Annotated in this window: 13 protein-coding genes; 9 read left to right on the top strand and 4 right to left on the bottom strand. The window is 46.7% G+C overall.

All coding sequences use genetic code 11. The annotated features are described in order from the left end of the window. Window positions 1-2 precede the first annotated feature (2 nt). The 5 genes from C0033_RS08310 (at window position 3) to C0033_RS08290 (ending at window position 7590) form a co-directional block, all read left to right on the top strand. Entirely contained in the window at window positions 3-971 is a 969-nt protein-coding gene (locus C0033_RS08310) for a glycosyltransferase family 2 protein (protein ID WP_103227400.1), read from the top strand. Between the two features lie 59 nt (window positions 972-1030). Next, window positions 1031-3217, top strand: coding sequence for a glycosyltransferase family 2 protein (locus tag C0033_RS08305; protein WP_103227399.1), 2187 nt, complete (start codon window positions 1031-1033; stop codon window positions 3215-3217). An 8-nt stretch (window positions 3218-3225) separates the two neighbouring features. Further along, window positions 3226-4200, top strand: coding sequence for a glycosyltransferase family 2 protein (locus tag C0033_RS08300; protein ID WP_103227398.1), 975 nt, complete (start codon window positions 3226-3228; stop codon window positions 4198-4200). Window positions 4201-4323: 123 nt separating this feature from the next. Further along, complete coding sequence (locus tag C0033_RS08295; protein WP_103227397.1) at window positions 4324-5742, top strand: undecaprenyl-phosphate glucose phosphotransferase; 1419 nt, start codon at window positions 4324-4326, stop codon at window positions 5740-5742. Between the two features lie 9 nt (window positions 5743-5751). Further along, window positions 5752-7590, top strand: coding sequence for an LCP family protein (locus C0033_RS08290; RefSeq protein ID WP_103227396.1), 1839 nt, complete (start codon window positions 5752-5754; stop codon window positions 7588-7590). 13 nt (window positions 7591-7603) lie between these two features. Here C0033_RS08290 and C0033_RS08285 read toward each other — a convergent pair whose 3' ends face one another. Continuing rightward, the gene (locus C0033_RS08285) at window positions 7604-9127 is read right to left on the bottom strand and encodes a BCCT family transporter (protein ID WP_103227395.1); all 1524 of its coding nucleotides are present in this window, start codon (window positions 9125-9127) and stop codon (window positions 7604-7606) included. A gap of 184 nt (window positions 9128-9311) precedes the next feature. Here C0033_RS08285 and C0033_RS08280 point away from each other — a divergent pair, with 184 nt between their 5' ends. Next, complete coding sequence (locus C0033_RS08280) at window positions 9312-10340, top strand: MBL fold metallo-hydrolase (RefSeq protein WP_103227394.1); 1029 nt, start codon at window positions 9312-9314, stop codon at window positions 10338-10340. 660 nt (window positions 10341-11000) lie between these two features. Here the strand turns inward: C0033_RS08280 and C0033_RS08275 are convergent. Both C0033_RS08275 and C0033_RS08270 read right to left on the bottom strand, forming a co-directional pair. Next, window positions 11001-11771: an enoyl-CoA hydratase/isomerase family protein gene (locus C0033_RS08275; protein WP_103227393.1), complete on the bottom strand. Its 771-nt coding sequence runs from the start codon at window positions 11769-11771 to the stop codon at window positions 11001-11003. Window positions 11772-11794: 23 nt separating this feature from the next. Beyond that, a complete protein-coding gene (locus C0033_RS08270) occupies window positions 11795-13375 on the bottom strand; it encodes a CoA-transferase (protein ID WP_103227392.1) in 1581 nt (526 codons plus the stop codon). Between the two features lie 280 nt (window positions 13376-13655). Here C0033_RS08270 and C0033_RS08265 point away from each other — a divergent pair, with 280 nt between their 5' ends. After that, a complete protein-coding gene (locus C0033_RS08265) occupies window positions 13656-14438 on the top strand; it encodes a helix-turn-helix transcriptional regulator (protein WP_103227391.1) in 783 nt (260 codons plus the stop codon). 110 nt (window positions 14439-14548) lie between these two features. Here the strand turns inward: C0033_RS08265 and C0033_RS08260 are convergent, their stop codons facing one another. Next, window positions 14549-15526 (bottom strand): zinc dependent phospholipase C family protein, encoded by a 978-nt coding sequence (locus C0033_RS08260; protein ID WP_103227390.1) that lies wholly within the window; start codon window positions 15524-15526, stop codon window positions 14549-14551. A gap of 416 nt (window positions 15527-15942) precedes the next feature. Here C0033_RS08260 and C0033_RS08255 point away from each other — a divergent pair, with 416 nt between their 5' ends. Together C0033_RS08255 and C0033_RS08250 are read left to right on the top strand one after the other, a co-directional pair. After that, window positions 15943-17283, top strand: coding sequence for a sodium:alanine symporter family protein (locus C0033_RS08255; protein WP_103227389.1), 1341 nt, complete (start codon window positions 15943-15945; stop codon window positions 17281-17283). Window positions 17284-17505: 222 nt separating this feature from the next. Continuing rightward, a complete protein-coding gene (locus tag C0033_RS08250; protein WP_347501065.1) occupies window positions 17506-18432 on the top strand; it encodes a calcium/sodium antiporter in 927 nt (308 codons plus the stop codon). Window positions 18433-18550 lie beyond the last annotated feature (118 nt).

The following is an 18550-nucleotide window of genomic DNA, read 5'->3' as shown; positions in this document are numbered from 1 at the left end:
AGATGAAGAAGATCAGTATTGTTGTACCCTGTTATAATGAAGAAGAAAATGTGGTTCCGCTGAGCCAGGCCATTATCGCCATGTTTCATAAGGATCTGCCTGGTTACGAGTACGAACTTTTATTTATTGACAACGATTCCCATGATAGGACCCGGGATTTAATCCGGGAACTCTGTGAAAAAGATCCCGGGATTAAGGGGATTTTTAACGCGAAGAATTTCGGGCAGTTTAACTCTCCTTATTACGGAATGCTTCAGACTACCGGAGACTGCACCATCCTGATGGCGGCGGATTTCCAGGACCCTGTGGAGATGATTCCCAAATACGTGAGCGCATGGGAAGAGGGCTATAAAATTGTGATCGGAATAAAAAAGAGCAGCCAGGAGAATAAGATCATGTACTGGCTGAGAAGCTGTTATTATAAGCTGATTAAAAAACTTTCCGATGTGGAGCAGATTGAACATTTTACAGGATTCGGCCTGTATGATAAACGGTTTATCGGCGTGCTCAGGGAATTGGACGATCCGACTCCGTTTTTGCGGGGAATTGTGGCGGAACTGGGATTCAGAAGAAAAGAGATTCCTTATGAACAGCCGAAACGGCGGGCCGGAAAGACCAGCAATAATTTTTACCGGCTTTACGACGCTGCCATGCTGAGCATCACGTCCTATACAAAGGTAGGGCTGCGTCTGGCCACCATATTCGGATTTATCTGTTCCGGCATCAGCATCGTGGTGGCGCTGGTTTATCTGGTGATGAAGCTGATCTGGTGGGACCGTTTTCCGGCAGGCATGGCGCCTATGCTGATCGGAATGTTGTTTTTGGGGTCCATCCAGATATTTTTTATCGGGCTTGTGGGCGAATATATCCTTACCATTAATTCCAGAGTGATGAAGCGGCCTCTGGTAATCGAAGAAGAAAGAATTAACTTTACAGACCTCAATGTTAATAAAGGAAACAGCGAAGTTTGAAACAAAAATCGTTTCAAATATTGAATTGATGTCCGCTAAAACGGACCAGGGGTGTAAAAATGAAGTACAAGATAGATATTGTCCGGATACGTGAAAATGAGATAACTTTAAACGGCTGGGTCATCGGCCGTGATCCCCAGTCCCAGGCCGTCTTTGCGGTGGAAGACGCCAAACACAGTCCGGTTGAATTCCGCTGTGTGTCCACCAGGCGTGACGATGTGAGCCAGATCTACTATAAACAGATCATAGACAAGGATTTCGGGTTTGACATCCAGTTCCCCTATGAGCGGGGCCAGGATTATTATCTTCTCATCACCTGCGACGGCAAGACGGCACGCATCAAATACAACGAGGAGCTTATCGCAAAACGAAGCAGCGTGGCCCACAAGCGGAAAGAGAAGATCAAAGACCTGATGAACATGGAAACGGTTCATGTGGCCATGGATTTCTGGAAAAAGAACGGCTTAAAAGCGTTAATCGTAAAATCGAAACATAAAATTCAGGGTTTGGATAATGATTATGATTATGCGGAGTGGTATGAGCTGACCAAACCGTCGGAGGAAGAGCTGGAAAAGCAGCGCCATGAATCATTTGATTTCATGCCTAAATTTTCCATTGTAATCCCTGTATTCAAAACACCGGAAAAATATCTCCGTGAGATGATTGATTCCATTCTGGATCAGACTTATGTAAATTGGGAACTTTGCATTGCGGACGGAAGCCCAAAAGGCCAGGATGTGAGCCGCATTTTAAAACGCTATGCAGACCGGGATAAACGGATTAAATACAAGGTTTTAGGGGAAAACAGAGGAATTGCAGGCAATACTAATGCGGCATTGGAAATGGCCGCAGGAGATTTCATCGTTTTGGCAGACCATGATGACACAATTCCTTCCCACGCCCTTTATGAATGCGCCAGGACCATCAATGAAAATGCCGGGTGCGATGTGATTTATTCCGATGAAGACAAGCTGGATATGGATGGAGGGGCATTATTTGACCCTCATTTTAAACCTGATTTTAATCAGGATCTTTTAACCAGCGTGAATTATATCTGCCATCTTTTTGTGGTGAAACGCAGTTTATTTGAGAAGGTGGGCGGTTTCCGCCAGGAATTTGACGGCGCCCAGGATTATGATTTTATCTTCCGATGTACGGAAGAAGCCGAAAAAATCTGCCATATTCCCAAGATTCTGTACCATTGGCGTTGCCATCTGGATTCGACGGCCAGCAATCCGGAAAGCAAGCTCTACGCATTTGAAGCGGGTTCCAGAGCTATCATGGCCCATTATGAGCGGATGGGGATTAAAGCGGAAAAGGTGGAAAAGGGTGTGGACTACGGCATTTATCACACCACATTTGAAATTGAGGGTAATCCTCTTGTGTCCGTCGTGATACCGAATAAAGACCATCACAAGGATCTGGATCTGTGCATCCGGTCGATTTTAGAGCGGGCTTCTTATAAAAATATTGAATTTATTGTGGTTGAGAATAACAGTACGGAGCCGGACACATTTGACTATTATACGAAAATACAGAAAGAATTTCCTTGCGTCCGCGTGGTGACATGGGAGAGGGAATTCAATTATTCTGCAATCAATAACTTCGGCGTGCAGGCGGCCTTAGGGGAATATCTTCTGTTTTTGAACAACGATACGGAAATCATAGAACCCAGGATGATTGAAGAGATGCTTGGATTCTGCCAGAGGCAGGATGTGGGAATCGCCGGAGCCAGACTGCTCTATCAGGACGATACCATACAGCATGCCGGCGTGGTGGTTGGGTTCGGAGGAATCGCAGGCCATACGTTTATCGGGCTTCATAAGGCGGAAAACAGCTATTTCCACAGAGCCATGTGCGCCCAGGATTACAGCGCTGTGACGGCGGCCTGTATGATGACGAAGAAATCCGTGTTTGAAGAGGCGGGCGGTTTCAGTGAGGAACTGGCTGTGGCTTTTAATGATATCGATTATTGTATGAAAGTGAGAGCCCTTGGCAAACTAGTAGTGTACAATCCTTATGCGGTTCTCTATCACTATGAATCCAAATCCAGAGGATTAGAAGACACGCCGGAAAAAGTTGCCAGATTTAACCGGGAAATCTCCATTTTTGCGAAAAAATGGCCGGAGATTCTGGAAAAGGGAGATCCTTACTACAATCCGAACCTGACTCTCAGAAAATCCAATTTCGCCCTGCGCGATCTGCAAAAGGAAGCCATCGGAGAACCTTACCGTCTGGAGGTGTAGAGGATAATATGAAAAAAGTTACGATAATTATTCCCAATTACAACGGCTTGAAATTCATGGAACCGTGTTTTGAGACGCTGAACCGCCAGACCACGGACGATTATCAGGTTCTGGTGGTGGACAACGGGTCGACGGACGGCAGCGTGGAGTGGCTGAAGGAACGGAAGATTCCCTCCATTTTTCTGGAAGAGAATACGGGATTTACCGGCGCGGTGAATGTCGGACTGAAAGCGGCGAAAACGCCATATGTGATTTTACTTAATAATGATACGGAAGTTCATGAGGACTTTGTGGCGCAGATGATCCGGGCGATAGAGAAATCACCCTCTATTTTCTCGGTCAGCTGTAAGATGATCCAGCTTCACCAGAAAGATCTGATGGACGACGCGGGAGATATGTATACCGTGCTGGGCTGGGCTTATCAGCGTGGAGTGGGGCAGAGCTCATCCGGTTATAATAAGGAGCGGGAGATATTTTCTGCCTGCGCCGCCGCGGCTATTTACCGCAGGGAAGTGTTTGAAACCATCGGTTATTTTGACGAGATGCATTTTGCATATCTGGAGGACATGGACGTGGGATACCGGGCGAAAATCGCAGGTTACCACAACCGGTATTGTCCGGACGCCGTCATTTACCATGCGGGAAGCGCCACCAGCGGTTCCAAGTACAATTCGTTTAAGGTGAAACTGGCTGCAAGAAATAACATCTATCTGAATTATAAGAATATGCCGGTGATTCAGCTGCTGGTCAATCTCCTTCCCCTTATTCTGGGAATCTGTGTGAAATACGGATTTTTCAAAAAAAGAGGGTTTGGAAAGGATTATTTGGCCGGTCTGACGGAAGGACTGAAGACGGTTCATAAATGCAAAAAGGTGAAATACCGCCCCGAAAACCTGGTGAATTATCTGTCAATCCAATGGGAACTGATAGCCGGAACCTTTCTCTATGTTTGGGAATTTTCCAGGCGGAAGCTGCTAAAATAGGAAAAAAACGTCAGATTATCTAAAGAAAAACGTCGAAAGACCAAACTTTTTAAGAGAATTTTAATAGCATACGTTTATGATATCATGTATAATAGATGAGATATTAAACTGAGGGTGGGTACGATGATAAAAGATAATCAGAAAAAATTTAACCGGTTCCACGTTCTGCTGGATGCGTTGGTGATTATCATTTCCTATACGCTGGCATGGACGATTATGTACTGGGAAAATAGAATCCTGCGTCCCCATTGGGGCATCTTAAAGGCAGAAGTTTATTTCACTGCGCTGGTTATTGTGGTACCGCTTTATCTGTTTTTATATATGGCATTTCATCTGTATGCGCCGAAACGTGTTCAGGGAAGGCGCATGGAGCTTGCCAATATCTGTAAGGCCAATACTATCGGGTTTCTGATCTTAACCATGGTTCTGTTTGCCCTTCGTAAGAATCCGTATTGGGGCAATATCTCCGGCAAGATGGTGCTGTATTTCTTCCTGGTCAATGTGATTATGGAAGGGGTGGAGAGGAATGCGATCCGCCTTGTGCTGCGTTCCATGCGGTCCAAAGGATATAATCAGAAGCATATTCTGCTGATCGGCTACAGCCGTGCGGCGGAAGCGTATATCGACAGGGTTAATGCCAATCCTGAATGGGGATACCAGATTAAAGGCATTTTAGATGACAATAAGGAATGGGGATATGAATATAAGGGAATCCGGGTATTCGGGAAGAATTCCGACTTAAAGGAGATTCTCAACCTGAATGAACTGGATGAAATTGCGATCACGCTGAGCATTAAAGAATACGAACATTTGGAAGAGATCGTTGCCGCCTGTGAAAAGTCCGGCGTCCACACCAAGTTCATTCCCGATTACAATAATATGATCCCGTCCATTCCGCTTATGGAAGATTTACAGGGACTGCCTGTGATACATATCAGGCGTGTTCCGTTAACAGATCCGTTAAATCGTGCGGTGAAGCGTGCGGTGGATATTGTCGGTTCCGTTGTGGGGCTGATCGTATTTTCACCTGTTATGCTTTTGACCGCGTTGATTATAAAACTGACTTCTCCGGGCCCTGTTTTTTACAGCCAGGAACGGATCGGGCTTCACAACCGCCCGTTTAAGATGTATAAGTTCCGTTCCATGGAAGTTCAGGCGCCGGACGCTGAAAAAAGCCAGTGGACAACACCGCGTGATCCAAGGGTAACGCCCATCGGACGTTTTATCCGCAAGACAAGCATTGACGAAACACCTCAATTTTTTAATGTATTGATCGGGGATATGAGTATTGTAGGCCCAAGGCCGGAACGCCCGTTTTTTGTGGAACGTTTTAAAGAAGAGATACCAAGATATATGATCAAGCATCAGGTTCGTCCGGGTCTGACCGGATGGGCGCAGGTAAATGGCTACCGTGGAGACACTTCAATAACGAAACGAATTGAACATGACTTGTATTATATTGAAAACTGGACCCTTGGGTTTGATATTAAAATTATGTTTTTAACGGTGTTCAAGGGACTGATTAACAAAAATGCATATTAGAGGTACAAGATGAATAACGAGTATGAAGATGAATTAGAGTATAGCCGGGAGCGCCGCAGCCGGAGCAGAAAGAAAACCGGAAGCGAGATTCCGGAGAGAACCAGCCGGGGAAGAACTTCCGACCGGGTGGAGACAACGAGAACGTCATCAGAGAGAAGCGAACGGAGAACGCCTAAGTTCAGAGATCCGGAACCGGAACGTCCGACGCCCAGAAAGGCCAGGAACAAGAAGCGCAGACGGATTATAACCATGATAGTTGCGGAATGTTTCGCACTGCTGTTTATTTTTACTTATGCATTTTTTGCAAAACGATGGAATATGATTCAGCGGCACGAATTTCAGCCGGACAGCATTAAGAATGAAGAGCTGACGGTGGAAGATTTGACGAAGATGAAGGGCTACTGGATGATCGCCGTATTCGGCGTGGACAGCCGTGGCAGCAACGTGGGAAAAGGAACCAATGCGGATGTTAACATGATCTGCTGTGTAAACAGGGAGACAGGAGAGATCAAACTGGTATCCGTTTTCCGTGACAGTTACTTAAACATCGATGATAAGGGAAGCTACAATAAGATCAACGCCGCATATGCCAACGGAGGTCCGGAACAAGCGGTTAAAGCGCTGAATAAAAACCTGGATTTGGATATTACCGATTATATCACGTTTAACTGGAAAGCGGTGGCGGATGCCATCAACATTCTGGGCGGCGTGGATATTGAGCTTAGTAAAGCGGAACACGCATATATTAATTCATTTATCACGGAAACAGTAAAGGTTACAGGAGTTTACTCCACTCACATTAAAAAAGCGGGTATGAATCATTTAGACGGCGTACAGGCAGTTGCATATGGCCGCCTTCGTCTGATGGATACGGATTTTGCCCGTACAGAACGCCAGCGTAAAATCATTGCACAGGCGTTTGAGAAATGTAAAAAAGCAGATTTTGCAGCACTGAACCAGATTCTCGAAATTGTGCTTCCTCAGGTTGCGACCAGTATTGATTTAAGTGATCTGACCAATGTAGCGCTGAACGTTACCAAGTATCATATGGGCGAATCCGTCGGTTTCCCGATGGCCCGTGATGATGCCAATATGGGTAAGAAAGGCGCCTGCGTTATTCCTACAACATTGGAGAGCAATGTAATAGAACTTCATAAGTTCCTGTTCGGCGAGGAAGATTCCTACGAGCCGACTTCAACTGTAAAGAAGATCAGCGCAACCATATCGGAACATACAGGCAAGTATAAAACCGGCACGCCCGTAGGCCATGTCTCCACAGAGGGATATCTTCCAAAGCAGACAACCGCAGCGGTGGAAAAGACAACGGAAGAGACTTCCAGTACAGTGGAATCAGAGAGCACATCAGAATCGGAAACATATGAAACAGATGAGGACGGCAACATCATAGATCCTCCGGAGGATTTAGACCCGTCGGCCCACAGCACTTCATCGGCTGATGGAAACAGACCGTCGTCACCGTCGTCTTCCTCCACTTCGGATGAAAGCTCCGGTCCGGGAGTAAAGCCGACCCAGCCGCCGGAAGAGAGTTCTCCGGTAGAGAGTTCTCCTCACGAGACCACATCGTCACATGGTCCAAACGGCCCGTCAGATTCAACCGGTTCTCCGAATATGCCTGGCGGTACCACATCGGCATCCACACCCGGCGGCACATCGCCTTCGATGCCGGGAGAAACAGTGACGGTTCCTGCGCCGCCTCAGCCTACCAGCTCAAGCGCGCAGCCTTCAAGTTCAAGCCCTCAGCCTTCAAGCTCCGTAGCCCCGTTCCCCGGCAGCAATGAGAATAATACGCCGGGAGGAAATTCAATGGGACCGGGAGGAACGAACTAAATAAATATTGTTATTAATTGCCCTCCAGATAGTTTTTGGCATCGATGAAAAAGCTTCTTATAATCAGGAATATGATAATTCCGATTGGGAACGCTGCGATGATTGAAACTGTCTGGAGGTTATTCATTGAATTCTCCGAGAAGATGAGAGCGATGGGGAGCAGCATTAAAAGGATCGCCCAGAATAATTTCACTTTTTTATCCGGTTCCTGTCCCGCAGGAAGCTCTTTATAGGAATAGGAGGAGGCCACCATAGTCAGCGCATCGAAGGAAGTCGCGTAAAATGCGATCATGGTAACGGCCAGAAGGACTAAACCTGCGCCGGAGAGAGGAAGGGTCTGCATGACGGACATGATGACCTCATATAAATCTCCGCTGGCGGCATAGATGGAAACCACATCCAGTTTTCCGTGCATCTGCAGTCCCAGGCTGTAATTTCCTAATATAATAAAGGAAGTAAATGTCCCGGAAATCCCCCAGAAATATCCGCCCAGTATGGTCTGGCGGATCGTCCGCCCTTTGCTGATCGATCCTATGAAAAATGGAGTTGCAACGCACCAAACCATCCAGTAGGCCCAATAAAAGATTGTCCAGGTCTGTGGGAAGGATGAGGTTCTTAAAGCGTCCGTCCAGGTGGACAGTCCGATAAAATTCTGTACCAGGTTGCCGACAGCGGTAATTCCCGTTTCCACGATATATCTGGGGCTTCCGCCTCCGATAAATACATAGAGCAGCAGCGCAAAAAACAGATAAGTACAGGAAGCGGCCAGCTTGGCGATTCCCTTCATTCCGAAATAAACGGTTACCGTATAGGTGATGCCGATAATCAGTAAAATTCCGATTGTCAGCAGATTTGACTGATGGATTCCGAATACATGGCTGAGTGCCATGGAAAGCAGAGGAGTTGCCAGGGAAAATGTGGTTGCTGTTCCTGCCAGCAATGCGATAACTGCGATCAGATCGATCAATTTTCCGCACCAGCCATCCACTCTATTGCCTAAAATCGGCCTGCATGCCTCGGAATATTTTTGTTTTGTCCTCTTGCGGACATGAAGCATAAATCCGAATGCGACGGCTAATACCATATAGAAACTCCACGGAATCGGGCCCCAATGGAATAAGGGATACGTGGAAGACCAGTCCTGCATACTTCCCATATCCGCAATATGAGGCTCCGCAGCATATAAGATCCATTCACAAAGGGAATAAAACAGGATATCGGCTGCCAGACCGGCGGTGAACATCATGGTTCCCCATTTAAATGAGGAATACTCCGGCTTTTCTATATTTCCCAGTTTAATCGCCCCGTATTTGGAAAATGCGATGTACAGGGAGCAGAGAAACACGCCCAGGCCGATGACCAGATAGTAGCTGCCAAGCTGATCGCCTAAAAAGTAGCGGATAGAACCGAGAATGGCCGAAGACCCTTCCGGGTTCAGCATGAAAAGAGCGCACAGCAGAACTATAAAGATAAAAGGAACAATTGTGGTAATCCAATCCAGCTGCTTGAAAACGCCGGTATTATTTGTATCTTTCATGTGGAACCTCCTGATGTTCAAAAATATTTAAAAAATAATTATATTGAACATACTACCATCATCCCATGGTAATTGCAAGCAAAAAATGGGATTTTTTTTATAATTTTATCAAACCCCCTGTCAAAACCGGGGAGTATCATATATAATACTCGTATTGAAAAATGATAGGAATGAAGGATATTATATGAATAATCAAAAACAAAATGCCTGGTTAGGCCTGCTTTTATGCGCGGCCGTCATCTGTCTGACAGCCGTATCCGGACCTGAAAATCAAAGAAAACCGATTCGCCCCGAATTGCCCGGAGATGTGGTGATGGAAAAACAGGAGATCGGCATACCCGTAATCTTACCGGAAGCGGAACATAAACTGACTGATGAGCCGCCAGCTTCAACCGCATTTTTAGGTGGAGGCAGAATTACCCTGCTGGCCAATCAAACGGACAGCCAGATGCTCTCCGCAGTGTTGGAAACCCCGGAAGGAAGTATCATAGTGGTGGACGGGGGTACTCCCGGAGATAAGGATCATCTGCTGGAAACTCTGCGCAGCAAAGGCGGACATGTATCGGCCTGGCTGGTAACCCACCCACACGCAGACCACATCGGCGCTTTAAATGAAATTCTGAATGACCCGGCCTCCGGCATCACAATCGACGGCCTTTATTACCGCCTGGCAGATTTAAAATGGTATTACTCCAGCGAATCCTATCGTGCAGATATGGTTGCCCGTTTCATGGAAACCCTTTCCAAACAGCCGGAAGAGATGCTTCATGGGGATATTACAAAGAATCAGAAGATTTATGTGGATAATACAGAGATAACCGTGATGAACGAACCATATCTCTTCCCCCGCAATTCAATTAATAACAGCTCAGTGGCTTATACCATTAAGATGAACGGGAAATACATCGTATTTCTAGGCGACATGGGAGAAGAGGCCGGCGACCGCCTGGTAAAGGATTACGGCAGCGATAACATGTACTGCGATATCCTCCAAATGGCCCATCACGGTCAATACGGCGTTTCGGAAAGCGTCTACCGCATCCTTCACCCCAAGATCTGCCTATGGCCCACTCCGGGCTGGCTCTGGGACAACGATAACGGAGGCGGCCCGGGAAGCGGCAAATGGTTTACCGAATCAACCCGCGAATGGATGCGCAGAATCGGCGTGCAAAAAAATTATGTAATCAAAGACGGCGACCAGATTGTTGAGTAAGGGGGGACGCACGGAATCGGGAGGCGGAGCCGGGAGAAGACGAGCGGAGAGGCGGTCCGGGACGGCGAAGGAAGATACAGACGAATGGGATTCGGGATTCGCCCCCAAGAACTACTAAGACCCGTAAGGACAGAACGAGGCAGGCCAGCGCCATTCGCAGTGAACTCTTTATGACTTCGCTGCTCAGTGGCGCTTTAGAAACTGACACGGAAATCAGTTTCTACCTGCCTCGTTCTGCCCTTCCGGGTCTAAGTAGTTCTAAAGGGGTTCCATACGATCCCATTCGTCTGTATCTTCCTTCGCCGTCCCGGACCGCCTCTCCGCTCGTCTTCTCCCGGCTCCGCCTCCCGATTCCGCGCTGGTTTTCGCTAGCCTGGTTAAAAGCGATGTGTTTGCAGTGGTATTTAAATAGAAGAACGTTTATATGGAGTGTCAAGAAATTTGTGGAAAATCCCTCAGGTTTTACATCAAACGTGAAGGCATTTCACGAAAAGCCTTCACGTTTGATGTAAAAACTTATTCTCCGCTCAACCAAATCTTTTTATCCTTAGCTAGCCAAGCAACAGCCGGAAAGAAGGGACCACCCAGGCAGCCGTCTGGGCGGTCCCTTCTTTCCGGCATATCTTAGTTAATCAAATAAAGATTTGCGAAAGCCCCTTTTTACTTTCCGTTAAATTCCGGTTTTCGCTTTTCCTGATAAGCTGCTACAGCTTCCTTAAAATCATGGGAACTGAGCATAAAATCCATAAAGCAGTGTTGCTCGGCCATGAACTTGTCCCTTAGTCTTGCGTCCACATTGGCATTGAAATTCTGCTTAAATAATCCTACTGCCCGGTAGCAGGAAGCGGCAATTTTTGCTGAGAATGCGTCAGCTTCTTCCCAAACTGCCTCTTTTGGTACCACCTTCATTACGGTTCCCCAGCGGAACAATTCTTCCGCTGTTAAAGGAGTTCCGGTAAACGCCATATATTTTGCCACATGGAGTGGAAGGGCTAAATGGGCGAAGCAGCCTGCGGCAGGAATGCCTAAGTTTATTTCGGGAATTCCGAATTTTACGCCTTCTCCAGCGATTATGAAGTCGGAAGCTGCAACCATCCCGAATGCGGCGCCCATACAGGCGCCCTGGACTGCTGCCAGGACAGGTTTTTTGCAGTTCCAGATGGAGTTGATGGCCAGAGCGCATACTTCTGCCGCATCTTCGGCTGTGCTCCTGGAATTAAAGGCTTCGAATTCGCTTATATCATTACCTCCGCAGAAGATCTTTCCTTCCGCGCGCAGCACAATTATAGCCACATCATCCCGCTCGCCCAATTCGTAAAAGGCATTGGCAATATCAAGATACATTTCTCTAACCAGCGCATTGGCCGGCATACGGCTCAGCGTTATATGGGCCGTCTTATTTACCAAATCTGTTTTTATATAATCTGACATAGTTGGTCTCCCTTCCGTATGCGTCAAAGCGTTTTCTTTTCCAGATATTCTCTCAGGCCGCCCCAGCTTTCCTCAAACAGGAAACTGTCCATTTCCTTCAAATCAGGTGAAATGAGAGGTTTAAAATCCATCTGAGCCAGGATGTCCGCTTCCAGATCCACTCCCGGAGCGATCTCAATGAGTTCCATTCCCTGACCGGTCAGCCGGAAAACTCCGCGTTCCGTTATATACAGAACCTCTTGTCCGGATTCCACTGCATAATCGCCGCTAAATGTTACCTGCTGGACTTTGTCCATGAATTTGTGGCTTCTGCCCTCCTGAACGATAACCAGTTTTTTATCCCTGATTTCTGTTTGGAGCTTCCCTGCGGTAAATGATCCGCAGAATACTACTTTTTTAGTCGGCTGTGTGATATCGATGAAGCCGCCCGGGCCGTTAAGCCGGGTGCCAAATTTGCTCACGTTCACATTTCCCCGCTGATCGGTTTCCGCAAGGCCTAAGAAAGCAGTGCCTAAACCTCCGCCGCTGTACCAGTTGAGCTGAACATCCTGATCCAAGAAACAGGCCGGATTGTAGCAGCTGCCGAAATTCTTGCCCTGAACTGCGATTCCTCCGATAATTCCCGACTCGCTGGTCAGGGTAAAGCAGTCATTGACGCCTTCTTCCACGGCTACAAGAGCGATCATCTGGGGGATTCCGATCCCCAGATTGACACAGGTTCCCATATCCATCTCCATAGCTGCACGCCTTGCGATTACCTTGGAGTCCTTCAGAGCGAGACTCGGCATGGCAGACATTTCAGCTTTGACATTGCCGCAGAGAGTGGGATCATAAAATACATCCACAGTCTGATAATGAGTATCGGATGCAGGATCGCTGACAACCACATAATCCACCAGAACTCCGGGGATGTGAATATCCCTTGGATGAAGGGAACCGGCTGCCGCCAGATATTTTGCCTGTGCGATTACGATACCGCCGGAATTTTTAACCGCCTGGGCTACGGCCAAAGCGTCTCCGTTAATACACTCTTCTGAGATAGTCAGGTTTCCGTCCGCATCTGCTGTGGTTCCACGGATTAATCCTACATTTAAACCGGGATTCTTGTAAAACAGCCATTCCTCACCTTCCAGTTCGATCAGTTTTACGATATCCTCTTTGGCGGCTTCATTTACCTTTGCACCCTCCAGTCTGGGGTCCACATAGGTTTTCAGGCCTATTTTGGTTATGAGTCCGGGGGTATGGCCGGCTATCTCATGGTACATGAGATCAATAACCCCCATTGGGAGACAGTAACCTTCGATCTTATTTTCTCTGCACATTTCACCAATTTTGGGTGAGGCGCCTAAAAAGCCGCCGGTCCACCGTTTCAGCATTCCCTCATGCGCCCAGTGGTCCCATCCGTATTTCACGATCGGATTGTCGCCCTGGTGAGCTCCGTAAAATAGGTTCAAGTCCTTAGGATGTCCGGTTTCCAGAAACAGCTGTTCCGTTGCCCGTATGACTTCCTCACACAATCCCATGATTCCCATGCCGGCTGATGCCACGGTGTTGCCGTCTTTGATCAGCTGTGCGGCAGCCTGAGCCGAAATAACCTTTGCCATAAAATGTCCTCCTTTTCATTTCCTTTAAAGTAATTATAACAAATGCATTTCGCCATTTATATTGGCTTACCCGTTGACATTCCTATGATCTTTTTCAGCACTTCTTATAAAAAACCAATGAAATCTACTGCAAATATGGTAAAATAGAACTTTTTCTACCACATTTAGAAATGTATTTTTGCCATATTCCTTTCACTTAACCGGCGGCTTGCTTGATGCATTTTACCTGTTATGTTATAATGAAGACATTAAATTACACCCGGTAAAAGGAGGAGATCACTTGTTCCAATCCCTGCTCAACTGTGAATGGATTTTCATCTCCCAGATGATCTACCGCATTAACCAGTGCAGTTCCTACGAGGAATTTGCCAATGTCTGTCTCTGCAATTTAAAGGGACTTTTTGACTTCTCTCTCGGCGTCATGTTTCAAGCCAATATTACGGATGGAAAACCTAAGCTTCTTAGACCGTACAGCATTGATTCCAATAGTCAGTATTTAGATGTTAATTTTTATATAGAGGGCAACTATCATCCCAAATGGACGGAATACTTTTTCTGCCCCTGGAGCAGCGTGTTCCGCTATTCCGATATCAGTGAAGAATCGGAATGGACGAAAAGCCGGATCTATAAAGAAGTTTTAGAACCGCTGGATCTTTATTATGGACTTTATAACACGCTGATTTATAACGATACCGTGTTGGGAGCTGTGGTTTTGTGGAGACCTAAGGCCGCCGGAGATTTTTCACCCAGGGAACTGTTTATTATGGACTGTTTGAAAAATCATCTCGCCCTTAAATTTTACAGCCTTTCAGCCGGAGCAATCAAACATTCCAAGGAAAAGGAGGACAGAAACACCTTTCTTCTGGCCTCTTTCAGCAGGAAATATCAGTTGACAAAACGGGAAGAAGAGATTATCAGATTGCTTTATTTGGAAAATGGAACGGATGAAATCTGCCGTAATCTGTGCATCTGCCCATCGACTTTACGCAAACATATTTACAATATTTATAAGAAAACAGGAGTCAGCAGCCGGGCTAAGCTGATTCTGTTGATTAAGACATAGTGATATGAAAGAGGGGCAAAAAAGAAAGAAGCGGAGAGGACGAAAATCGTCTGCTCCGCTTCTTTCTTTTTTGCTCCTCTTTTGCTGGCCCGGCGTACCTATCGGTATACTTACTGTACGCTAAGACCGCTGTGATAAGAATAACTGCCTAATTCCTTTATCAGTTTGTTAAAATCCAGCTCATCCAGCGGGATTCCGCTTGTGAGATCGGCATTCAGCTGATAATATACATTGTTGCATTTATTTAAGGACTGGTAGAACAGGTCCGGGAAAGAGGCGGTGGAGGCCAGCCGCTTGTCCCATGGATTGCACCACACTTCGTGATTCAGGTTCAGGCTCTTTTTCGGATTGATAACCTGGTCTGTTACCAGTTTGGTGGAAGCGATTGGTTTTTTCAAAAATATGGACTCCACTTTGCGAATGCCGTTTTTTTTGCGGCCCGACGGATCGGAAAGCGTGCGGCAGCCAAAGCGGATCGCCAGAATGGAACGGTGAACCATCCGCGGCGTCACTTGGAAATTATTCCGGTAGTTGATCGGATAATAAGTCATATTAATGCATTTTGAAAGAATGCGGGAGATGAACTGCATCTCAAAGCCGTTAAGGCAGATGGTGGCCGCCTGGTTAAACTGGGACGGCTTTTTCTTTTTGTATTTTAGCAGAAGGAGGGCGTCGATGTCATTTTCCAAAGTGGCATGAAGGCCGTGGGTATAGTTGTTCGGATTCTTCACGTCGTAATCGATGCGGCCATAGACATAGGGGTGGCAGATGGAGTCACCGATGTAATGGCAGAGGAATCCGCAGAAATAGGAGAGGGCCTGGTCCCGCTGCTGCTTGGATTCAATTTCAGAGACGACTTTCAGATAATTCACAAAAAAATCGCTGATGCAGTGTTCGTGCATATGTGATCCCACATTCCGGTAATCGCGGTGACGGAGGATGGGAATGTTATAGAAGAAGATATCCGGTCCCTGAAGGCCCAGCTGATAAAGCCACCGGTATTTTGCAATTATGAATTTCAGTTGGTTATTGGGTAAATCGTTATAAGCTTTCATCCCTAAGATATAATGAGTCGTAAAACCTGGCATAAAGATACCTCGCTCTCAGTAAAATTCTTTGAACCTATTAAAAATATTATATCATAATCGCCAATCAAATAGAATAGAAGATATAGAGAACAAGTGCGATGGAGTTGACAATTCACGGCTCCGGTGGCCTCCGCCGTCCGTTCAGGTTCCAGCAGTTTTGCAGGAACTTTTATGTGACTTTGCAGGGCATTAGCAATTCTTAACGCGCAGAATTTTTCGTTCAAGGGAAATGTCCACCTGTTTGAGCGGAGCGAGTTTGGGCATTTTCCTTGGCTTTTAGAAAAATCCTGCACGTTTAGAAGTGCTTATGCCCGAAACTGGAACTGGAAAGTTCCTGCAAAACTGCTGGAACCTGAACGGACGGCAGAGGCCGCAAGAGCCGTGAATTGTAACCAACGAAGTTGACGGAGGACAGGATGATCCATACAATTCACCAGCTTGTCTGGGGGCCGTGGCTGCTTTTGATGATCCTTGGAGTGGGCATATTATTTACTGTAAAATCAGGATTTTTTCAGCTTACTGGCTGGAAAATGTGGTGGAAAGAGACTGTGGGGAGTTTGGGCAGCGAGAAAAAGGATGTAGATAATCCCCATTCGGTAACTCAGTTCCAATCCGCATGCACCGCTTTAGCTGCCACGGTAGGGACAGGTAATATCGTGGGCGTGGCAACTGCGCTCTGTGCCGGAGGGCCGGGGGCTCTTCTGTGGATGTGGATTTCTGCGGGAATCGGAATGATGACCGCTTATGCGGAAGTCGTGCTGGGAATCCGTTACCGCAGGAGAAAAAAGGACGGCAGCTGGATCAGCGGACCTATGGTCTATCTGGAAAAAGGGCTGGGATTTTATGGGGCAGCCGTTTTATATAGTTTTTTTGCGGTTTTGGCATCCTTTGGAATGGGGAGCATGGTTCAGTCAAACTCTATCGCAGAAACCCTGGAATTTTCATTTTCATTTTATCCCATAGCTACGGGAGCGGTTCTTACGCTGCTGATACTATTGGTAATACGCGGCGGTTTGGGCAGGATTGCCAAGGTGACGGAGCGGCTTGTGCCTGTTTCGGCCGGAATTTATACGATTATTTCTCTCATTGTCATCATGTCTTATTATGACCGTTTGCCGTCGGTTCTATTAATGATCCTGGAAAGCGCATGGAAACCGTCCAGCGCGTTGTCCGGCGCGGCGGGATATGGAATCAGTGTGGCGGTCAGATACGGCGTTTCCAGAGGCGTATTTTCCAATGAGGCAGGACTTGGGAGCTTGGCTGTTATCCATGGAGCGGTGGAAGAGACGACGCCGGAAAAACAGGGGATGTGGGCTATGTTTGAAGTGTTTTTTGATACTATGATCAGCTGCAGTCTGACCGCATTTGTAATTCTATGCGTGATGGGAAGCGGAGCCGGAACATGCGGTTTGGATGGGGCGGCGCTGACGGCCCATTGTTTTTCAGAACGTCTTGGGCCGGGCGGTGAATATCTGGTGTCTCTGTCTATGCTGTCGTTTGCATTCGCCACGATCATTGCGTGGTATTATCTGGGCAGGCAGAATCTGGCCTATCTGGCTTCCAGAACGGGAATGAACGCCCGGACAGCCGAAATGGTCTATATGTTTTTATATTTAAATGCAGTTTTTATCGGCTGTATCGCCAGGCTGGAAACGGTATGGGAATTGTCCGATATCTGGAACGGACTGATGGCTGTGCCCAATGTGGCCGCATTATTTTTGCTCAGAAAACAAATTCATTTTCCGAAAAAGCATTGACAAATACTGAGAAAATTCATATACTAAGTGGGAATAAGAGGGAGTAGCTTGCAGCTGCAGAAGTGCGGTTGTTATGCGGTATCGTCATCACGATGATTATCATCCGGTACGTATAGTAAGAAGCGAGACTTTTGTTGTATCTTTTGGTACAATAAAGGTTCTCGCTTTTTTGTATCATAAGAAACAATTCGGAAATAATACAATTAGAAAAGAGGGAAAGATATGATGATGTATGTTTGGCTTCTCATTGGTTTTATTCTTTTAGTGAAAGGCGCAGATTATTTTGTGGAAGGAAGTTCCTCTGTGGCAAAGCTGCTGCGTGTTCCAAGCATTGTGATCGGACTCACAATTGTTGCATTTGGGACAAGTGCACCGGAGCTGGCCGTAAGCATTACCGCAGCCATCACCGGAAACAATGAAATTGCGGTGGGAAATGTAATCGGCTCCAATGTTTTCAACTTATTAGTGGTTGTGGGAGCCTGCGGAGCCATCGCGCCTATGGCAATTGAGAAAAAGATATTGAACGGAGATTTTCTTCTGTCCATCGCTGTGGCTGCAGTTTTAACTGTGATGTTAATGTTTGGCAGCGGAGTCGGCAGAGGCGAAGGTCTCCTGCTCCTCGTTTTATTTGTATATTTCCTTGTAAAAACAGTGCGCAGCGCCATGATGAACCGGGTATCGGCAGCGGAAAAGATAGAAGCTCTGTCGCCGTTTCTCAGCATTGTTTATATTGTTGCCGGAATTATAGCAATTGTTTTGGGAGGAGATTTTGTTGTGGACAGCGCCAGCAAGATTGCCGCTTCCTTCGGATTAAGCCAGACTCTGATCGGCCTCACCATTGTGGCGATGGGAACATCTCTTCCGGAACTGGTGACCTCCGTTGTGGCATCCAGAAAGGGAGAAAACGGGCTTGCACTTGGAAATGTGGTGGGCTCTAATCTGTTTAATATTCTGATGGTGTTAGCCGCATCTGCAGCGATCAGTCCGATTAAGGTCAGCATATTGTCCGCATATGATGCGCTGTTTTTAGTGGCGGCCAGCTGTATTGTCTATTTCCTGGCTAAGAGCAAATTTCAGATCAGCAGACGAGAAGGCATTCTGATGCTGGGTATGTACGCATCCTATATGGTTTATATTGTGGTACGATAGAAAAAGTGATATGAGAGCACAAAAAAATTCCTTTCTATTATGAGGATAGAAAGGAATTCAAAAGGTTAAAGGGAGGAGAGCTGATAATCAAGATTATCAGCTCGAGTATTATGAAAAA

The organism is Clostridium sp. chh4-2 (assembly GCF_002899675.1).
Classification (GTDB): Bacteria; Bacillota; Clostridia; order Lachnospirales; family Lachnospiraceae; genus CHH4-2.
The sequence above is the reverse complement of the archived record's forward strand: the minus strand, read 5'-3'. Positions and strand labels throughout refer to the sequence as shown.

What these genes read in the sequence shown, in the direction of transcription:
- C0033_RS08260 (WP_103227390.1), bottom strand. Translation starts at nt 15,526, where the DNA reads ATGCCAGGTTTTACGACTCATTATATCTTAGGGATGAAAGCTTATAAC.
- C0033_RS08305 (WP_103227399.1), top strand. Translation starts at nt 1,031, where the DNA reads ATGAAGTACAAGATAGATATTGTCCGGATACGTGAAAATGAGATAACT.
- C0033_RS08300 (WP_103227398.1), top strand. Translation starts at nt 3,226, where the DNA reads ATGAAAAAAGTTACGATAATTATTCCCAATTACAACGGCTTGAAATTC.
- C0033_RS08295 (WP_103227397.1), top strand. Translation starts at nt 4,324, where the DNA reads ATGATAAAAGATAATCAGAAAAAATTTAACCGGTTCCACGTTCTGCTG.
- C0033_RS08285 (WP_103227395.1), bottom strand. Translation starts at nt 9,127, where the DNA reads ATGAAAGATACAAATAATACCGGCGTTTTCAAGCAGCTGGATTGGATT.
- C0033_RS08280 (WP_103227394.1), top strand. Translation starts at nt 9,312, where the DNA reads ATGAATAATCAAAAACAAAATGCCTGGTTAGGCCTGCTTTTATGCGCG.
- C0033_RS08290 (WP_103227396.1), top strand. Translation starts at nt 5,752, where the DNA reads ATGAATAACGAGTATGAAGATGAATTAGAGTATAGCCGGGAGCGCCGC.
- C0033_RS08270 (WP_103227392.1), bottom strand. Translation starts at nt 13,375, where the DNA reads ATGGCAAAGGTTATTTCGGCTCAGGCTGCCGCACAGCTGATCAAAGAC.
- C0033_RS08250 (WP_347501065.1), top strand. Translation starts at nt 17,506, where the DNA reads ATGATGATGTATGTTTGGCTTCTCATTGGTTTTATTCTTTTAGTGAAA.
- C0033_RS08275 (WP_103227393.1), bottom strand. Translation starts at nt 11,771, where the DNA reads ATGTCAGATTATATAAAAACAGATTTGGTAAATAAGACGGCCCATATA.
- C0033_RS08255 (WP_103227389.1), top strand. Translation starts at nt 15,943, where the DNA reads ATGATCCATACAATTCACCAGCTTGTCTGGGGGCCGTGGCTGCTTTTG.
- C0033_RS08310 (WP_103227400.1), top strand. Translation starts at nt 3, where the DNA reads ATGAAGAAGATCAGTATTGTTGTACCCTGTTATAATGAAGAAGAAAAT.